This is a genomic window from Kribbella sp. NBC_01505, assembly GCF_045040285.1.
Taxonomy (GTDB): Bacteria; Actinomycetota; Actinomycetes; order Propionibacteriales; family Kribbellaceae; genus Kribbella.
This window is the reverse complement of sequence record NZ_CP109425.1, coordinates 9297765-9316613: the sequence shown is the minus strand read 5'-3', so window position 1 is coordinate 9316613 and position 18849 is coordinate 9297765. Positions and strand designations below refer to the sequence as shown.

Annotated in this window: 13 protein-coding genes; 8 read left to right on the top strand and 5 right to left on the bottom strand. The window is 69.0% G+C overall.

Annotation, left to right across the window (positions count from 1 at the left end):
* The 6 genes from OG474_RS43345 to OG474_RS43320 all read left to right on the top strand — a co-directional run bounded on the left by OG474_RS43345 (window position 1) and on the right by OG474_RS43320 (window position 9733).
* Window positions 1-423 carry a hypothetical protein gene (locus OG474_RS43345; protein WP_405059519.1) on the top strand — a complete coding sequence of 141 codons (423 nt, stop codon included), beginning with the start codon at window positions 1-3 and terminating at the stop codon, window positions 421-423.
* 33 nt (window positions 424-456) lie between these two features.
* Entirely contained in the window at window positions 457-2250 is a 1794-nt protein-coding gene (locus OG474_RS43340; RefSeq protein ID WP_405059518.1) for an ABC transporter ATP-binding protein, read from the top strand.
* Window positions 2243-4024 carry an ABC transporter ATP-binding protein gene (locus tag OG474_RS43335; RefSeq protein ID WP_405059517.1) on the top strand — a complete coding sequence of 594 codons (1782 nt, stop codon included), beginning with the start codon at window positions 2243-2245 and terminating at the stop codon, window positions 4022-4024. The genes OG474_RS43340 and OG474_RS43335 overlap by 8 nt, the downstream gene beginning before the upstream one ends.
* A gap of 91 nt (window positions 4025-4115) precedes the next feature.
* Window positions 4116-4613: a beta-class carbonic anhydrase gene (locus tag OG474_RS43330; RefSeq protein WP_405059516.1), complete on the top strand. Its 498-nt coding sequence runs from the start codon at window positions 4116-4118 to the stop codon at window positions 4611-4613.
* Between the two features lie 106 nt (window positions 4614-4719).
* Window positions 4720-7512: an ATP-binding protein gene (locus OG474_RS43325; protein ID WP_405059515.1), complete on the top strand. Its 2793-nt coding sequence runs from the start codon at window positions 4720-4722 to the stop codon at window positions 7510-7512.
* Window positions 7513-7693: 181 nt separating this feature from the next.
* Complete coding sequence (locus OG474_RS43320) at window positions 7694-9733, top strand: HelD family protein (protein ID WP_405059514.1); 2040 nt, start codon at window positions 7694-7696, stop codon at window positions 9731-9733.
* On the opposite strand, the gene OG474_RS43315 is transcribed toward OG474_RS43320, so the two are convergent.
* Window positions 9710-10603, bottom strand: a complete 894-nt coding sequence (locus OG474_RS43315) for a DUF2797 domain-containing protein (protein WP_405059513.1) — start codon at window positions 10601-10603, stop codon at window positions 9710-9712. The two genes, OG474_RS43320 and OG474_RS43315, sit on opposite strands and share 24 nt — an antisense overlap.
* 31 nt (window positions 10604-10634) lie before the next feature.
* Complete coding sequence (locus tag OG474_RS43310) at window positions 10635-10805, bottom strand: hypothetical protein (protein ID WP_405059512.1); 171 nt, start codon at window positions 10803-10805, stop codon at window positions 10635-10637.
* 401 nt (window positions 10806-11206) lie between these two features.
* Here OG474_RS43310 and OG474_RS43305 point away from each other — a divergent pair, with 401 nt between their 5' ends.
* Both OG474_RS43305 and OG474_RS43300 read left to right on the top strand, forming a co-directional pair.
* Window positions 11207-12289, top strand: a complete 1083-nt coding sequence (locus OG474_RS43305) for a sensor histidine kinase (protein ID WP_405059511.1) — start codon at window positions 11207-11209, stop codon at window positions 12287-12289.
* The gene (locus OG474_RS43300; protein ID WP_405059510.1) at window positions 12286-12954 is read left to right on the top strand and encodes a response regulator; all 669 of its coding nucleotides are present in this window, start codon (window positions 12286-12288) and stop codon (window positions 12952-12954) included. The genes OG474_RS43305 and OG474_RS43300 overlap by 4 nt, the downstream gene beginning before the upstream one ends.
* 1225 nt (window positions 12955-14179) lie before the next feature.
* Here the strand turns inward: OG474_RS43300 and OG474_RS43295 are convergent.
* The 3 genes from OG474_RS43295 to glyA all read right to left on the bottom strand — a co-directional run bounded on the left by OG474_RS43295 (window position 14180) and on the right by glyA (window position 18849).
* The gene (locus OG474_RS43295) at window positions 14180-15412 is read right to left on the bottom strand and encodes an alpha/beta fold hydrolase (protein ID WP_405059509.1); all 1233 of its coding nucleotides are present in this window, start codon (window positions 15410-15412) and stop codon (window positions 14180-14182) included.
* 93 nt (window positions 15413-15505) lie between these two features.
* Entirely contained in the window at window positions 15506-17419 is a 1914-nt protein-coding gene (locus tag OG474_RS43290) for a heparinase II/III family protein (RefSeq protein ID WP_405059508.1), read from the bottom strand.
* 158 nt (window positions 17420-17577) lie between these two features.
* A complete protein-coding gene (glyA, locus tag OG474_RS43285) occupies window positions 17578-18849 on the bottom strand; it encodes a serine hydroxymethyltransferase (RefSeq protein ID WP_405059507.1) in 1272 nt (423 codons plus the stop codon).

The window sequence follows — 18849 nt, the reverse complement described above, 5'->3', positions numbered from 1 at the left end:
GTGGAAGACCAAGCAAGCTGGCGGGAACGGCGTCGCGAGGCGTCTGTCGAGCAGGCAGCGGCGCTGGAGCGGCGGAAGGCCGCAGAGTCGGCGCAGGCGCGGGAGCTGCTGACCGACTTCGTGCGTGAGCTGCAGGACCGTGGTGTGGCGCCGGAGGCGTTGCGGGCGCAGGTGATCGGATCCGGCACGAGCTATCGCACCGGCATCAGCGGCTGGTACCTGCGCAAGAACCGCTCGGTCGGAGTCGATACCGACGCGAACTTCTACATCCTCGGTACGACGGCCAGCCTGGCCGCGCGGGTGACCGGAGTGAAGGTGCTGGCGTCGGATCCGCCCCTCGTGGTCGGCCAAGGTGGACGCGACGGCGAGTCGATCAAGCTGACGGATCTGCTGGATATGCGTCGGGCCGAGTTATTCGAATGATTTCTGTCGGATAGACCGGTTACGGTCTGTCTGGTGTTGACTCTGCTGAGATACGGGATGCGCGTCGCGCCGGGAAGTACGGCGCTGACGGTCGGTTTGACCGTGCTCGGATCGGTGCTCGGGATCGCCGTCACCGTGCTCACCGGACAGGTGGTCGGAGCCGTTCCCGGCGTGGTCGAGGGGTCGGCCGGGGCGATGTCGTTGTGGGCGTTCGGGTGGTTGCTCGCCGCGCTGCTGATCGTGTTCCTGATCGAGAGCCTGGCGCCGGCGGTGCGTAGGGTCACGGCGACGATCCTCGAGGCTGTGGTCGTGCGGGAGATCGGCATCGGAATCACCGAGCCGATGCTGCGGCCGCACCGGATCGAGCATCTCGAGGACGGCGAGGTGCTCGACGTTCAGGAGCGCGCGAAGGGCAAGGGTGGATTCCATCTGGCCCAGGGAATGCAGCAGGTGCCGTGGGTGCTCGCCGCGCGGGTCACGATGATCGGCTCGGCGGTGATCGTCGGGGTGATGTTCTCCTGGCTGGTCGCCGCGCTGCTGGTCGGCGTGACCATGCTGCTGGAGTGGCACCAGGGCCGGATGATCGAGCGCGAGATCGACACCTGGTGGGGCAACACCGAGGAGCAACGCCGTGCCGCCTACGTGTTCGAGCTCGGGATGCGGGATGCGCCGAAGGAGCTGCGCGTCTTCGGGCTGCATGAGTGGGTGGTGCAGCGCTATGCCCAGGAGTGGCTGGCCGGGTTCCGGGCGGTGTGGGCCAAGCGCGGCCGGAACGTCGTCTGGTCGATCGCGATGGGTCTGGTCCGGCTGGCCGCGGACGGATTCGCGATCCTGCTCGTCGGCCGCGCCGCGCTGGCCGGCGACCTACCGCTGACCCAGGTTGCGACCGCCGTACCGGCGATCCTCGCGATCGGCGTCTCCGGCTCCGGGTACGGCGTTGTCCAGCTGCGACGCGGACTATCGGCGTACCGGGCGATGGTTGCGCTGCCCGACACGATCGCGACCCGGCATCCGGAGCCGGTCGTCGAGGGACGGCGCCGGGTCGAGGCCATGCCGGTGCGGGAGATCCGGTTCGAGAAGGTGAGTTTTCACTATCCAGGGTCGGACAACTTCGTCCTGCGGGATCTCGATCTGACGATTCACGCGCGGGAGGCGCTCGCGTTGGTCGGCGTCAATGGCGCGGGCAAGTCGACGCTGGTGAAGTTGCTGGGTGGCGCGTACCGGCCGACGAGCGGGCGGATCCTGGTCGACGGAGTCGATCTCGCGGAGCTCGAGCTGGGTGCGTGGCAGCGGCGGATCGCGGCGATCGTGCAGGACTTCCTGCGGTTTCCGTTGCCGGTGACCGACAACGTGGAGTTCGGTGCGGTCGAGCGGGCAGGTGACGAGGCAGCGCTCGCCCAAGCGGCCCGGGAGTCCGGCATCGTGGATCTGGTCCACGGGCTGCCGAAGGGCTGGGAAACCGTGCTGGACAAGGCTTTTGAGGGCGGCGTGGATCTGTCCGGGGGAGAGTGGCAGCGAGTTGCACTGGCGCGGGCGCTGTTCGCCGTCCATGCGGGTGGCGGTGTGCTGGTGCTGGACGAACCGGCTGCCGCTCTGGATGTGCGAGCTGAGATCGAGCTGGTGGAGCGGTATCTCGAGCTGACGGCCGGGGTGGCGTCGCTGATCATCTCGCACCGCTTCTCGGTGGTGCGGAACGCGGACCGGATCTGTGTGCTGGACGACGGGCACATCATCGAAGACGGGACGCACGAGCAGTTGCTGGCGGCGGACGGGGCCTACGCGAACATGTTCCGCCTGCAGGCCGAGAGGTACGTGACCGATGCGTAGTCTGCGGATCGGTCGCCTGTGGGTGGCCACGTCGTTCCGGGCAGCGCCCTGGCTGATGACGATCTCGACCGTGCTGGTCGCGGCGCGGGCCGTGACGGCTCCGGCGCAGACCTACGGCATCAGCCTGCTGGTCGAGGGCTTGAGCACGAACCGGTCGAACACGATCGGCGTCGGTATCGCGATCATCATCGGTGGGCTGGCGGTGTCGTTCCTCGCCGATGTCGTGGGCTGGCCGATCCAGCAGACCGCCGAAGAGCGGATGGCCGGCAAGGTGCACTCCGACCTGCTCGACGTGACGACCGGCATCCCCGGCCTGACGCACCATGAGCGGCCTGACGTGGCTGATCGGCTGGAGCTGGTCCGGGAGCGGGCCTGGCGGATGAGCGTCGGCTCCGAGGTGCTGATGTGGGTCTTCGGCACGCTCACCAACACCATCACGGTGCTGACGCTGCTGGGGTCGGTGCACCCGGTGCTCCTGCTGCTGCCGCTGCTCGGTACGGCGCGGATCTGGTCGGCGTACAAGGGGAGCATGCGCGAGGAGAAGGCCTACGAGGATTCGCTGCCGCACGAGCGGCTGGCGGATCGGCTGATCGAGGTCGCGAAGGATCCGCGGACGGCACTCGAGCTGCGCGTGTTCGGGCTGGGCCGGGTGCTGATCGAGCGGATCACGAGGTTGCAGGCCGAGCGGTTCAAGTTCCGGGTCGACGCGGCGAAGTGGAGTGGCAAGGTCGACGGAGTGGTGCGCTTGCTGTTCGCGGTGGCCTATGCGGTGGCGATCGTTTGGGTGATCGGGCGTGCGCGCAACGGCCAGGCTTCGGCCGGTGATGTCGTGCTCGTGCTGCTGCTGGCGCCGCAGATCGACCAGATGACCGGCGGCATCGCGCAGAACATCTACTGGGTCGGCGAGGTGGCTCGGAGCTTCGTCCGGTACGACTGGCTGCGGGAGTACGCGAAGGACAATTCCTGGCGGGAGAGTACGACGCCGGCGCCGGCGAAGCTGACGTCCGGGATCGAGCTGCGGGACGTCGGGTTCGCGTATCCCGGTAGCCAGTCGCCGGTGCTGAGCGGGGTGACGCTGAAGATCCCCGCGGGGTCCGCGGTCGCGCTCGTGGGGGAGAACGGCGCCGGGAAGACCACGCTGGTGAAGCTGCTGGCCCGGATGTACGACCCGACGACCGGAGAGATCCTGGCCGACGGTACGGCGCTGTCCGCGATCGATCCGGAGTCCTGGCGGGCGCGGATGTCGGCGGGGTTCCAGGACTTCGTGAAGTTCGAGTTCCGCGCCCGCGAGGTGGTCGGGATCGGCGACATCGCGCGGCTGGACGACGAGGACGCGATCCGGGCGGCCGTCGTACGGGGGAATGCCGAGTCGGTGATCGCCGGGCTGCCGAACGGGCTGGACAATCAGCTGGGGAAGAAGTTCGAGGGCGGCGCCGAGCTGTCCGGTGGGCAGTGGCAACGGCTCGCGCTGGCGCGGGCGTTCATGCGCGAGAGACCGCTGTTGCTGCTGCTCGACGAGCCGACGGCGGCGCTCGATCCGGAGGCCGAGCATCGCCTGTTCGAGCAGTACGCCGCCGCGGCCCGGATCGCGGGCAGCGAGACCGGCGGTATCACCGTGCTGGTGTCGCACCGGTTCTCGACCGTGCGGATGGCCGACCTGATCGTGGTCCTGCACGAGGGCCGGATCGAGGAGGTCGGCAGCCACGAGGAGCTGCTCGCCGCCGGCCGCCGCTACGCGGAGCTGTTCGAGCTGCAGGCCCGCGCCTACCGCTGAGCCTGGTGTCCACGGTATGGGACGGCGTCACGGAACGACGCGGAAAAGCTACTGTCTGAGTCAACTTACTCGAGTTATCTGGAGGGTTCCGATGAGTGTGACCGACGAGCTGCTGGCCAATGCCGAGCGCTACGCCGAAAGCTTCGACAAGGGCGACCTGCCGCTGCCGCCGGCCAAGCGGGTAGCGGTCGTCGCCTGCATGGACGCGCGCCTGAACCCGTACGGTGTCCTCGGGCTGTCCGAGGGCGACGCGCACGTGATCCGCAACGCCGGCGGGGTGATCACCGCCGACGAACGCCGCAGCCTGGCGATCAGCCAGCGGCTGCTCGGCACGCAGGAGATCATCCTGATCCACCACACCGACTGCGGCATGCTGACCTTCACCGACGACGAGTTCAAGGCGAGCATCCAGGCCGAGACCGGCCAGAAGCCGGACTGGTCCGCCGAGGCCTTCCCCGACCTGGATGCCGACGTGCGTCAGTCGATCGCCCGGATCCAGGCCGACCCGTTCATCCCCAACAAGACCTCCGTGCGCGGTTTCGTCTACGACGTCACCAAGGGCTCCCTGCGCGAGGTCACCGACGCGTGACCGCACTGCCCGGCGAGGGCCAGGCGCGGCTGCGGTCATAGAGCAGGGTCGTCACCAGGTCTGGTGACGACGTTGCCTCGCTCCCTACTGATGCGAATATGAGCGCATGCCGTCGCCTGTCATCAGTCCTGTTCTCGTCGGCCGGACGGCCGAGCTGGCTGCGATCGAGGCGGCGTACGACCAGGTCCGGGCCGGTGAGGCGACCACGGTGCTGGTCACCGGTGAGGCCGGGATCGGCAAGTCGCGGCTGGTGCGGACGGCGATCGACCGGCTGACCGGGGAGCCGCTGGTGCTGCGCGGCGGTTGCCTCGAGCTGGGGTCCGGCGGGACGCCGTGGTTGCCGTTCGTCGCCGTCATGCGGGACTTCCTGCGCGCCTGGGGCGCGGATCGGCTGCGTGTGGAGCTGCCGACGGACGGTACGGCGCTTGCCGACTGGTGGCCGGAGCTCGGGCTGACCCGGGTCGATGGTGGGCAGGTGCGGCTGTTCGAGGAGCTGCTGACGCTGCTGGGTCGGGCAGCGGCCGAGCGGCCGGTGGTGCTGGTGATCGAGGACTTGCAATGGGCCGACGTGTCGAGCCGCGAACTGTTCGCTTACTTGGCTCGGAATCTGGTCGATCGTCCGGTCCTGCTGGTCGGCACGATCCGCTCCGGCGAGCTCACGCCCGGTCACCCCACTCGGCAGTTGCTGGGCGAGCTGGGTCGGCGCGCGGACGTCGTACGGGTGGAACTGACGGCGCTCGGGCGCCGCGAGGTGGCCGCGTTGCTGGCGGCCGTCGACGGGCGGCCGGCTGATCCGGTCCTGGTGAGTGAGATCCATCGGCGCAGCGATGGCAATCCGCTGTTCGTCGAGGCGCTGAAGTCGAGTGGGTCCGCGACTGGTGGCGGGCTGAGCGATCTGTTGCTCGATCGTGTGGCGGATCTGTCCCCGGACGCTAGGCACCTGCTGGCGGCGATCGCGGTGGCCGGTGCCGAGGTGCCGGACGCGATCCTGGCCGACGTTCTGGAGCGGCCGAGTGACGAGGCGTTGCACGAGCTGGTCGAGCGGCATCAGGTCGTCGTGCGCGACACCGTGTACGCCGTACGGCATGACTTGATTCGTGAGGCGGTGTACGGCGCACTGCTGCCGGGTGAGCGTCGTCGGTTGCACCGCCGGTACGCGACCGCGATCGACACCAGGGACACCGAGGGCGATTACCAGGCGGCCGCGCTGGCTGAGCACTGGGAGGCCGCGGGGGAGTACGGGCGCGCCTTGACCGCCGCTTGGCGGGCGGCCGCGGTGGCCGGTCGGCAGTTCGCGTACGACGATCAGCTGATGCTGCTCGACAAGGTGCTGACGCTCTGGCCGCAGGTCGACGGCCCGGAGACGTTGACGGGCGCGAGCCACGTGGACGTACTGGCGGCTGGTGTCGAGGCGGCCTATGTGGCGGGAAGGGCCGAGTGGGGTGTTCGGCGCTCGATCGAGGCGCTGGCGGAGATGACCATTACCGACGAGCCGACGCGGGCGGCGCGATTCCTCGGGCTGCGGGGGCTGTTGCAGAACCGCCTCGGCGACTCGGGGTCCGCCAGTCTGGAACGCGCGGTCGAGCTGGTGCCGCCCGGTGTCGACGACCCGTTGCGGAGTCGGCTGCTGGCGTGGCACGCGTTCGTGCTGTGCGTCGATGACGTCCCCGATACCGCTGACCCGATCGCTCACGAGGCTTACGAGCTGGCCGAACGTCTCGATGACGACGGGCTCCGGGCCGCCGCGCTGCTTCCGATCGCGTACGCACATGACGTCGCGGGCGAGACCGAAGCGTCGAACGCTGCCTATGCCCGGTGCGAAGAGCTCGCGCTGCGCGTGGGAGATCACTCGCTCTGCCTGACGGCTATCCAGTGGGGCACGATCTCACTCACGCTGGACGCACGGATGGAGGAGTCGATCCTGCGAAACGCGCAGGGGCAGCAGTTGGCTGCGCGCTGGGGCCTCGAGCGGTCGCGCGGCAGCATGCTGGCGCAGAACCGCGCCTACGGGCTGTTCCGCCTCGGTCGCTGGGACGAAACGCTCGATGTCCTCGACGATGCGCTGGCCGATGCGCCGCCGCCGCGGTACGTCGCGGCGATGCACTACGTTTCCGCGCAGATCGCCGTACGGCGGGGTGATTTCGACCATGCGCGTCGACTGCTCGACGAGGCAACGGAGCTGTGTGGTGACGGGCGCCCGTTCGGGACGATGGTCCAGACCGTTCGGCTCCGGATGGCGACCCTGGAAGGCGATGACGCGGCGACGCGGCCGCTGATCGAGGAGACCCTGGCGCACCCGGCCTGGAACGAGTACGACGCCGCGTGGTTCGTGCTCGCGGTCGCGCAGTCCGGGAACCTGTGGGCGTTGCCGGCGGCACGGAAGCTGGTGGGGGCGGGCATGGCGAGGCGCCCCACCGCGGCGGCGGCGCTGGCGGCGGCCGATGCGTTCGAGCAGGGGTCGGTGGCTGCTTGGCAGGGTGCAGTGGATGGCTGGCGGGAGATCAGTCAGCTGTACGAACTCGCCGACGCGTTGACCAGCCTGGCGGCGGCAGAGCTTGCCGAACGCAACGAACGCGCTGCCCGGGCTGCGCTTGAGGAGGCTCGGACGATGGCCGACGAGCTGCGGGCCGAGCCGTTGCTGGCGCGGATCGCCGTACTGGCGAACCGGGTCGGGCTCGGCGCGGAGCGGCAGCCGGGCCGGGCGTTCGGGCTGACGGCTCGGGAGCTCGAGGTGCTGCAGGTGATGGCACAGGGGCATTCCAACGCCGAGATCGCGCGGAAGCTCTTCGTCTCCGGCAACACCGTGGCGACCCACGTGGCCCGGGTCCTGCGCAAGCTGGGCGCCGCTTCGCGGACCGAGGCGTCGGCGATCGGGCACCGCGAAGGACTGCTGAGTTAATTCGGTGGTGGCCGGTCGCCGGAGCTGCTAGCGTCGCCCGTCTTGTTTCGGGTGACTTGCAACCCTGTGTGAAGGATCGAATCGAACCGGACTCGGCTCCGGGGCGGGACCCTTGGTGGTCGCCCGTCGATGTCCGTTCTCCTTCACGCTGTACTCCTTCAGATCAGGGAGGCACTCCTAGATGCTTGAGCTCGATTCTGAGCGTTCGATTCTCTCCGAGGCCAAGTCGGCGCTGGCCCGGATGCACTCCGAGGTTCTGGTCCGCGACGTCCCCGTGATCGGGGGTGAGGACAACGACGAGCGGTTCACCAACGAGGCCAACCAGCGCGCCCACGAGCAGCGGACCCTGGCGCTGGTCGACCTGCCGGACGTGCCGCTGTTCTTCGGCCGGCTCGACTACGAACACGGGACGATCGACGGGATCGACCGGATCTACATCGGCCGCCGGCACGTCCACGACGGCAGCGGCGAGCCGATGGTCATCGACTGGAGGGCGCCGGTCTCGGTCCCGTTCTACCGCGCGACCCACTCCGACCGGCAGGCGGTGCTGCTGCGCCGGCGCTACGGGTTCTCCGACAGTGCGGAGCTGACCGGCTTCGAGGACGAGGTGATGACTGCCGAGGCCGTCATCGATCAGGGCGACGCGTTCCTGCGGGCCGAGATCGAGCGGCCGCGTACCGGGCCGATGCGCGACATCGTCGCCACCATCCAGCCGGAGCAGGACGATCTGGTCCGAGCGCCGTTGAACCCGTCGATCTGCGTCCAGGGTGCGCCCGGGACCGGGAAGACCGCGGTCGGGCTGCACCGCGTCGCCTACCTGCTCTACACCGAGCGCGAACGGCTGCGCCGCGGTGGTGTCGTGATCGTCGGCCCGAACCGCTCGTTCCTGTCCTACATCCGCAAGGTGCTCCCCGCGCTGGGTGAGGTCGACGTTCGGCAGATCACCATCGAAGAGCTGATCACGCATCCGACCGAGGCAGTGGACAGTCCGGAGACCGCGCGGGTCAAGGGCGATGGCCGGATGTCCGCCGTACTGGTCCGCGCGTTGTGGTCCTTCATCGGTACGCCGACCGAGGGCGTGCTGTACAGCAAGGGCGCACAGCGGTTCCGGGTGCACGAAGAGCAGGCGCAGGAGATCGTCGCCGCGCTGCGGGGATCAACCGGGTACGCCGCTGGTCGGAACGCGCTCGCACAGCGGCTGGCGCACGCCGTACTGGTGTTGATGGAACAGCGCGGGGACTCGCCGGACGACCGGGTACAGAACGCGGTCGCGCGCTCGAAGCCGGTGCAGTCGCTGGTGAATTCGGTCTGGCCCAAGCTCGTGCCTGAGCAGGTGCTGCACCGGATGCTGTCCGACGCGGAGTTCCTGGCAGAGATGGCCGGGGACGATCTGACAGCGGACGAGCAGACCGCCTTGCTGTGGGCGAAGCCCGCGCGTGGCTGGAAGGGGGCGAAATGGTCGCAGGCCGATGCGGTGTTGCTGGACGAGCTTGACGACTTGGTCGAGCGGAAGGCCGGCTCGCTCGGACACCTGGTGCTGGACGAGGCGCAGGACCTGTCGGCGATGCAGCTGCGAGCGTTGGGTCGACGCTGCCGGACCGGGTCGGCGACCGTGCTCGGTGATGTCGCGCAAGCGACCACGCCGTGGGCCGCTGGTTCGTGGGACCTGGTGCTCGGCCACCTGGACAAGGCCGACGGTCTGGTGGTTGAGCTGGACCGCGGGTTCCGGGTGCCGGAGCAGATCATCAAGTTCGCGGCGCGGTTGCTGCCGGAGATCGCCCCGACCCTCGGGGTGCCGACGGGAGTGCGGACGGTCGCGGACGCGCTGGACGTCGTACGGACTGCGGAGGATGAGTTGGCGGCCGCGGTCGTGGAGTCGTGCCGGATCGCGCTGACCGGTGAGGGCTCGGTGGCATTGATTGCCGCTGACGACCAGATCGGCGCGCTGCAGGCCGAGCTGGTGGGCGCGGGGCTGGAGGCCGGTCTGCTGGGGGACTCCGAGGATTCGATGGAGGCCACGCGGCTGGTCTGCGTACCGGCGACGCTGGCGAAGGGTCTGGAATTCGACACCGTGGTGGTGGCCGAGCCGGCGCGGATCGTGGCCGCGGAACAGCGTGGGCTTCAGCGGCTGTACGTCGTACTGACTCGGGCCGTGAGTCGGCTGCACCTCGTCCACTCCGCGCCGCTCCCGGAGGCGCTAGAACAAGGCGTCCTGCGGTAGCACCGGCGCCGCGATCGGCTCGGTGCCGGCGGTGAACGCCGTACCAGGCTCGAGCGTGGTGAGCGGCCAGCCGGACAGGAGCTGAGTGTCGGCGATGACCAGACCCTGTGGCGTCTCGAGGTAGAGGTCGCGAGCGATCTGACACGTGATGCGGCCGGAGATCACGGCGTCCGGGGTGAGCGCTCTGAGCGTGTGAGCGGGCCGGATGCCGTCGGCGGGGAGCCCGTACGTCGGGGTGTGGTCGACGACGTCGAGCGTGCGGAGCGTCTGACCGTCGGGCCAGTCGAGGGTGTTGACGTTCTCAGCCAGCGCGTGGAGGTCGGCAGCTCGCTGTTCCGCGGTCGGTGGGTCGAGGCGGGCAGTGCGTTTCGTCGGCGAGGTCACGCGGTCGGTGACGCCGAAGGCGGAGGTGAAGAGCCGCTCGACACGGCGTGCCGCGGCCAGGGTGCCGCTGGACAGGAAAGCGGAACTCAGAGCGCCCTGCTCGAGCAGACGAGCGGAGCCGCGGTCGGCGGCGGTGATGCCGATCTTGACGCGGCTGCCGTGGTGAGCGAGGTAGACGGCGAACTCGCGCGGATCGTCGAGACGGGTGTCGGCGGCGATCGAGTACGACCGGTCCATGGTTTGGCACTCGGGGCAGAGCGGACCATGCGCGGTGGCGGCGAGCGGGGTCCTGGTCGGGCAGCCGAGGCGCTTGCCGTTGCGCCAGATGCCGAGGCATTGGCGATCAGGCCCGGTGCTGAACGCGATCTCAGCGCCGAGAGGCAGCGGCGTTCGTGGTGTGGTGGCGGACCACTCCAGCTGGGCCTGTGTTTGATTTTTCAGGCCGGCGTTCCAGACCAGTCCGGCCACGCGGGGAGGTTCGCTCATGGGCGCTGACTCTAGACGGCGCCCCCGACAGTTAGTGCGCGTCGTCCGATCCGGGGTGCTGTTCGAGGCCGCAGTACCCGCATTTGTGCGGCAACGTGTGACCGTTGCCTTGGCGGCAGACATGCGACTTTCCGCCGATGGCCCAGGCGTACCGGCAGATGTCACCTGCCTGTTCCACCGATCCACCACCGTCGTGGCTCATCTGTAACACCCCATCCGCTCGCTCGGCCGCCTTCCGTGCTGGTGAGACGTACCCCGCGCCCATTCATGACGCGATGGGAAGCAAAGAAGTTGTCCCGACTCCGGAAGTCGCCGACGAGATGGATGGTGATGGGCGGTGATGGGCGGACCGCCAGGCCACCACCTGCTCCCGGCGAGGGGAGCACCGCGCCATACGGTGGTGATGCTCTGGCGGTCCACGCTTCTAACTACTGGTCCTTACCCATGTGGACTCCTTCGGGGTTGTAGTGAACGGGGGATCATGCGTCGCGGTTGCTCATGGAGACAGTCGACCCGGCGGCGGTGCGGTACTCAAAGCATTCGATGGTGGGCGTAAGTAGGCTTCGGCGGAGGCCGAATCGGCGGTCGTAGACTCGGCTGCCTATGGGCGGCCGGCGGGTGGTTGACGGGGTGCTGGCGGGGGTCGTCGCGCTGGCCGGCGTCGCGACGTTGGCCGGACATCCCGCGTCGGGCGGGGAACGGGTCGCCGCGGTCGCGTACGCCGTACTGGTGAGCTTGCCGTTGTGGTGGCGCCGGCGGGTGCCGTTGGTGGTCGCCGGGGTGGTGGGGCTGCTCGGGATGGTCGGGCAGTTGCTGCCGATCACGTCGTTGCTGGACGGGCCGTTCCTGCTGGCGTTCGCCGTGGCGGTGGGGACGGTTGGGTTGGTGGATCTGCGGTGGCGCGCGGTCGGTTGGACTGCTCTGGCCGCGCTGCCGCCGTTCGTGGTTGCTGCTGTACGGGGTGAGGGTTCGCGCGAGCTGGTGGCGACGCTCGGGTGGCTTGGGTTGTGCTTTGCGATCGGTCGCGCGGTTGGGTACCGGCGGTCGTATGCGGCCGCGCTGCGTGAGCAGGCGATCGAACGGCGGGTGACGGCGGAGCGGCTCGCGATTGCGCGGGATCTGCATGACGTGGTCGCGCAGTCGGTGAGCGCGGTCGCGATGCAGGCGACTGTCGGGCTGCATCTGTTCGACTCGAAGCCGGCCGAGGCCCGGGCGGCGCTGGAACGGATCCGCGCTGTAGGGCTGGGGGCGTCGCGGGAGATCCGCGAGCTGCTGGGCCTGCTCCGTGGGCCTGATTCGGGCGGGCCGCTGCCCGGGCTCGCCGAGCTGCCGGAGTTGGTGGCGTCGAGTCGGGTCGATGGGCCGGCGGCGTCGTACCGGGTGGTGGGTGAGCCGCGGCCGTGCGATCCGCTGGTGGGGTTGACGCTGTATCGGGTGGCTCAAGAAGCGCTCACCAATGTACGGCGGCACGCGCGCGCCGGGGCGGTGTCGGTCGAACTGTCGTGGCGGCCGGGCGTGGTTGGGTTGACCGTGGTCGATGATGGGGCGGGGTCGGCTGAGGTGGTGGCCGGGCATGGGATTCGGGGGATGCGGGAGCGGTTGGCGCTGGTGAACGGGGTGCTGGAGATCGAACGTGCCGCCGGGGTTCGCGTGACGGCGACGGTATCGAGTGAGGAGCAGACGTGATCGGGGTGCTGGTCGTCGACGATCAGGAGCTGGTGCGGGCAGGGCTGCGGGCGTTGATCGACGCCGAGGCGGATCTGCGGGTTGTTGGCGAGGCGGGGGACGGGGTGAACGCCGTACAGGTGGCTCGCGAGGTGCGGCCGGACGTCGTACTGATGGACGTGAAGATGCCGGCGGGGGATGGGCTGAGCGCTACCAAGGCGATCACCGGTGATCCGGAGCTGGCTGCCACGAAGGTGGTTGTGCTGACCGGGTACGACGCCGATGACTCGGTGCTGACCGCGCTGCGGTTCGGGGCCAGCGGCTACCTGCTGAAGGACTTCGAGGCGCCCGCGTTACTGCAGGCGATCCGGACTGTGGTCGCCGGGGAGGCGCTACTCGCTCCCGAGGTCGCTCGCCGGATCGCCGAGACGTGGTTGCCGCCAGCAACTACTGGTCGACCCGATCCGGCGACGGCTCCCGAGCTCGTGGGACTGACCGACCGCGAACTGCAGATCCTGACCCTCGTCGCCCGCGGCCGCAGCAACGCCGAGCTCGCCGTCGACCTGCACATCACCCACGCCACCGCCAAAACCCACGTCAGCCGAATCCTCACGAAGCTCGCCGCCCGAGACCGAGTCCAACTGGTAATCCTCGCCTACCGCACCGGCCTGGTAACCATCGACTAGTGGCCCGGGTCTCCGGTGCTTGGCCGCCGCACCGGATGCGGCCGGCTGGGTAGTCGGTGGCTGCTATTCCCCAAGCTGGTTCGGGGAGGGTCGCGGTGGCTGGGCGCTTTGGCTGGCCAGTTACCCCGCCTTCCCGGATGTGCTCGTCCCGTCCGGCCGCTCGGATTCGGCCGGTGGGGCAGGCGGTGGCTGGTCGTCGCTGCGGCCGGTATTGCTGAGGCGGGTGGCTGAGCAGGTCTATGGCTGAGGGGGGATGGTTCGGTCGGCGACCGCGGTTCCCGTTGCTTTGGGCTGGCGGGTTGTGGTTTCCGCCGACGATCAGGAGCTTTGGTAGCTGACCCGCCGCGGTGGTTGCTGCCGCCAAAAACAGTCGGCCGGGGGATGCCGTCGGCGAGTGAAGCCTCCGTGCTGCCCGCGAGCGAAGCCACCGTGCGAGTGTGAGGAGTGGGGCGTCGAGTGTGAGGAGTAGGTCGCCGGAAATCGATATCCGGCGGCACGGTCCCCACATTCGGGTGCTGATTGCACGGTGGCGCCACTCGCGGGGGCGGTGATTGTCGGGCTGGGGAACCTTACCTCCCGAAAACGACAGGTAAGGTTCCCCAGCCCCGATGCCCCGCGCCTCCAGTGGTGGCCGGAGACAAGAAGTCGGGGCTGGAGACCTATGGCAACAGGTCTCCAGCCGTCACAAGGTGTCTCACGCCACCACTGCTGGCGCGAGACCAGACCGGCTGCCCGCTTCGCTGGCCGGTACTTTTTCTGGGGATGGCGACCGGAACTTACCGACTACCGTCACCCGCCGACCTCAGCCGTAGCCCGGAAGCTCAGGCAACGGGAACCTTGGTCACCGGCCTTGCCATCCCCCTCAGCCAGGCACCTGCTCAGTCACCCGCCTCAGTCATACCGGCCGCAGCGGCGACCAGCCACCGACTACCCCACCGGCCGAATCCGAGCGGCGGGATGGGACGAGCACATTCGGGAAGGCGGGGTCCTTGACCGGCCCCAGCGGAGATCCACGGAGACCTACTGTCACCGAAGCGGCAGTACGCCTCCGTGCATCTCGCAAACCCACACCTGTCAGACGTAGGGGGCGCGGGCGGAGTCGAAGGGCGGGTGGTGGGGGTGGTGCGTGGCGGGCGGGTGGTGGGAGCTCGGGCCGCGGTCGGAACCCCAGGTTTGTGGACTCCTGTTGCCACGGGGAGGCAGTGGGACTCCACAAAGGTGTCGGCTAGTGGGCTGGGTCTGTGGTGCCGGTGTAGGCGTTCAGGGGGCGGTTGGCTAGGAAGGCTAGGAGGGTTTGGAGGTAGAGGGGACCGGCTTGGTTGGTTAGGGCGTGGCCGGCGTGGGGGATGTAGACGAGGGTGGAGTGGGGGAGGGTGTCGCGGTAGTCGCGGGTGTCGGGCCAGGGGACGTAGTCGCATTGGGCTCGGAGGATGAGGGCCGGGGTGGTGAGGGTTCTGAGGGTGGGGCGGGGGTCGGGGACGGTTTCGAAGTCGGCGCTGGTTTGCTGGTTGGTGTAGAAGCCTTGGGGGTTGTTGTGGACGGAGCCGCGCGGGGCGCCGGGGCAGCTGGTGAGGTCGCGGCCGGTGAGGGCCAGTTCGTGGAAGCGGGAGTCGGCTTCGGGGTCGTCGACGAGGGCGTGGGCCGCGTTGGGGTTGAGGCCGAGGAGGACGGCTTGGAACAGGAAGCGCGGGGCTGAGAGCAGTTGGTCGTAGCGGTCGCGGTCGGGGCCGGTCAGGGCTCCCCAGGGTGAGGCCTCGGTGTCTGGGTGGGCCTTGGGCCACAGCTCGCCGGGTGAGGTGAAGGCGACCTTGGCGACGCGGTCGGGATGGGCAGCGAGGTACTGCGCGGCGAGTGAGCCGCCCCACGACTGGCCGATCAGGATCACCTGGTCGGCGCCGATGGTCGTGCGAACCGTCTCGAGGTCGGCGACGTTGCGCGCAACCGTGTAACCGGTGATGTCGTGCAGGCGAGTGGAGCGGCCGGCGCCGAGCTGGTCGTAGCTGTAGACGTCGTACCCGGCAGCGTTGAGCTCGGCGGTCCCGAAGGGCAACCCCTCGCTCGGCGTGCCAGGACCACCGTGCAAGAAGATCACCGGCGTCCTCTTCGGTACGCCGCGCGCCGGGCTGGCGACATACGCGAGTCGACTCCCATCCGGCAACCCCCAGTAGCGCACGGCCGTCGGCGCCGGTTCAGCAGGCTGGAGCGGAAAGGGCCGCAGGAAGACGACCCCGAAGGCCGCAGCGACCACCACCGACCACACGCCGGCCGCGATGAGCCCGGACCGCCACCGATGGGTCGCCAGCCGACCGGCGAGCAGCATCAACCCGAAGAGCACGATCAGCCCGACCCCGAGGAACACCAGCGGGACGGGTACGACGGCTGCCGCCAACAGCAGCAGCACCAGGCCGACGACCAGACTGACGACAGGTCCGGCGCTGAGCACGAGGATCCGTTTCATGCTCCCGACGCTAGGCCCGGCGGCCGCGCGCGGCATCCAGCGCGCGGCCGAACCGCCGTACAGCTAGAGATGTAGGTCAGCTGGAGATGTAGGTCAGTTCATCCTGGTGAGGCGGCCGTCCGGGGTGACCTTGACGGTGACCTTCTTGGCGCCGACGGTGAGGTCGACGAAGAAGCTGGTGCCGGCCGATCGGGTGCTGTAGGCAACCTTCTCGCCAGCGGCGGACGGAGCGATGACGGACAGGATGCGGGCGTTCCGACCGGTCTGGGTGAACTTGACGACCGGCGCCGGCGTGGTGTGGAAGATGTCCGGCAGGTACCAGCCCTGGGCCGGGTTCGTCTTGCCCTGCTCGACAGTCGTGGTGCCGTTCACAGCGCCGAACGGGATCTGGAACAGGTGCGTCTGCACCTTGCCGCCGGTCGCCACCGCGGTCGTCGGCGACTGCACGGTCACGTTCTGACCGGGCGCCAGGTGCCACAGCGTCTCGTACCGCTGGTTGCTCGGCGACTCACCGCGATCGAGCGCGATGACCAGGTCCGGGTCCTTCAGCACCAGCGCGTCCCGGGTGCGGGTGATCCCGCGGGCCGGTTCGTCGGTCAGCTCGTAGTAGTCCGAGTTCGACGTGCTGACCGAGCCCACCAGGCGCGTCGCCACCGGCTTGCCCTTGGCGGTCGGGACCGTCATCACGTTGTGCGCGGCCTGGCTGGGCGCCCAGTCCTGCATGTCGCCCTTTTTGTAGCCGTAGTAGCCCGGGTCGATCAGCACGTCCTGGCCGTGCCAGTTGTAATTGATCGACATGTGGTCGTCGTGGCCGTGGTACTTCGCCGGCGCCCCGAACCTGATGCTGTACGCCGACTCCTGGGTGAACGGCCGCGTCTCACCCCAGCCGGTATGCCCGAAGATGTAGCCACCCTTGAAGACGGCGGTACGGCGATCCGGCCGCGGGCCCGTCTTACCCAGCGAGGACACGAACTCCCACGGCGTACCGGGAACGTTGTGCGCCTTCTCCTGCGTGGTGTTGCCGATCTGGAACAGCTCGCCGTTCGGCTTGGTGGCGAGCGCCATCCAGTCCGCCAGCAGCTTCCGCCGCGCGTCGATCGCCGGGCCCGGCTCGACTCCGCAGCGACGGACCACTTCGGCCGCCCGGCCCCACAGTCCGTAGTTGAAGCCGGCATACCCGACGGACTGCTCGTTCGTCGTGCCTTCGGGGTCGATGGACTGGACGACGGCGGTGTTCATCCGGCCGACGGCCGTCTTCATCAGGTCCTCGCGGCCGAACGTGCAGCCGACGCCGAAGAGCGCGATGCTCTCGTCGGTACCGTGGTTCCGGTTTCCGCTCCAGTGGGCGATCATGTACCGCGCGTGCGTGAGCAGGGCGTCGTCGAGCCACTTGTACTGCGCGGGCAGCGTCTTGGCGTGCAGCGCGGTCAGCACTGCCTGCCGGACGCAGATGAGCACGTTGGTCCGGTGCATCGTCGACTCGGCCGCACTGGGGTCGCTCTTCCAGGGGAACGGGTTGTCCTTGGTCCAGTCCTGGACGATCGTCAGCGTGTGCTTCATCGCCTCCTTGTTACCGGCCCGGGTGGCGTCGATCCCGTTGCCCAGCCAGCGCAGCGAATGCAGCCAGAGGTGCCAGCTGGGGTCCTTGTACGGATCGGAGTCCCAGTTGATGTCGCCCGCGCCGTTCCCCACCTTGTACGGCGGGTTGTTGCCCCAGGCGAAGGTGTCGTTGAGCATCGCCGGCAGCGGGATCTTGACCTGCAGACCGCTGTAGCCGGTGCACCGGTAGCCGGTGTCCGCCGGTTTCGCGCCCGGAGCCGCAGGCGGGAGCTTCGACAGCCGTTCGGTCGGTGGCGCGGTCCCCACTGGTGCGAGCTGCGGCTGCTCCCCAGGCATCAGGAAGACGATCGCCCCGGTGAACGCGATACCGCAGATCAGTACACAGGCCGAGACCAACGCGACCGTGCCACTGACTCTGCGGCGTCCTTCACCCTTGTGTGCCGCCACCCCAGCCTCCTCCGAACCCCGCCCATGCCACTAGGGGCCCCGCCCGATGTTTCCGGTCTGGACCCTATAGGGCAATTAACGCTACGTAGGGTCCAAACGGTTGCGTGCAGCACCGAAGCGGAGTGAAAACTTCGCTAAGGGGCAATAAAGCGAGGGCGTCAGAGCTCCGGATAGAGCGGGAACTTCGCCGTGAGCAGCCCGACCCGCTCCCGCAGACCGGCGAGCACCGCCTCGTCGGCAGGTCGGACGAGCACGGTCGCGATGATGTCCGCCACCTCCGCGAACTCGGCCGGGCCGAAGCCACGGGCCGCCAGCGCCGGCGTACCGATCCGGAGTCCGGACGAGACCATCGGCGGCCGCGGGTCAAACGGGACTGCGTTCCGGTTCACCGTGAGTCCGACCGAGTGGAGTCGGTCTTCGGCCTGCTGCCCGTCGAGCTCCGAGTTCCGCAGGTCGACCAGCACGAGGTGCACCTGTGTCCTGCCGGTCAGCACCGAGATCCCCGCCGCGCGGACGTCGTCGGCCAGCAGCCGGGAGGCGATCGCCTGCGCGCCGTCGAGGGTACGGCGCTGCCGGTCGCGGAACTCGTCCGAGGCCGCGAGCTTGAACCCGACCGCCTTCGCCGCGATCACGTGCTCCAGCGGACCACCCTGCTGCCCGGGAAAGACGGCCGAATTGAACTTCTTGGCCAGATCGGCGCGGTTCGTCAGGATGACGCCACCGCGCGGACCGCCGAGGGTCTTGTGGGTCGTCGTGGTGACCACATCGGCGTGCGGGACCGGGTTCGGGTGCAGCCCGGCCGCGACCAGCCCGGCGAAGTGCGCCATGTCGACCGTCAGATAGGCGCCGACCAGATCGGCGATCCGCCGGAACTCCGCGAAGTCGAGGTGCAGCGGGTACGCCGACCAGCCCGCGACGATGAGCTTCGGGCGGTGCTCGAGCGCCAGCCGCTCGACCTCGGCCATGTCGACCCGGAAGTCGGTGTCGCGGACGTGGTACGCGACGACGTCGTACAGCTTGCCGCTGTAGTTGAGCCGCATCCCGTGTGTGAGGTGCCCGCCGTGCGCGAGGTCGAGGCCGAGGATCGTGTCACCGGGGTTGAGCAGCGCGAACATGGTGGCCGCGTTCGCCTGCGCGCCGGAGTGCGGCTGGACGTTCGCGAAGTCGGCGCCGAACAGCGCCTTGACCCGGTCGATCGCCAGCTGCTCGATCACGTCGACGTGTTCGCAGCCGCCGTAGTACCGGCGGCCGGGGTAGCCCTCGGCGTACTTGTTGGTGAGGACCGAGCCCTGCGCCTCCATCACGGCGATCGGCGCGAAGTTCTCGCTCGCGATCAGCTCCAGGGTGTCGCGCTGACGTCCGAGCTCGGCCGTCACGGCCGCGTGGATCTCCGGGTCGAACTCGGCCAGGGACTGGTTGAGGGTGCTCAT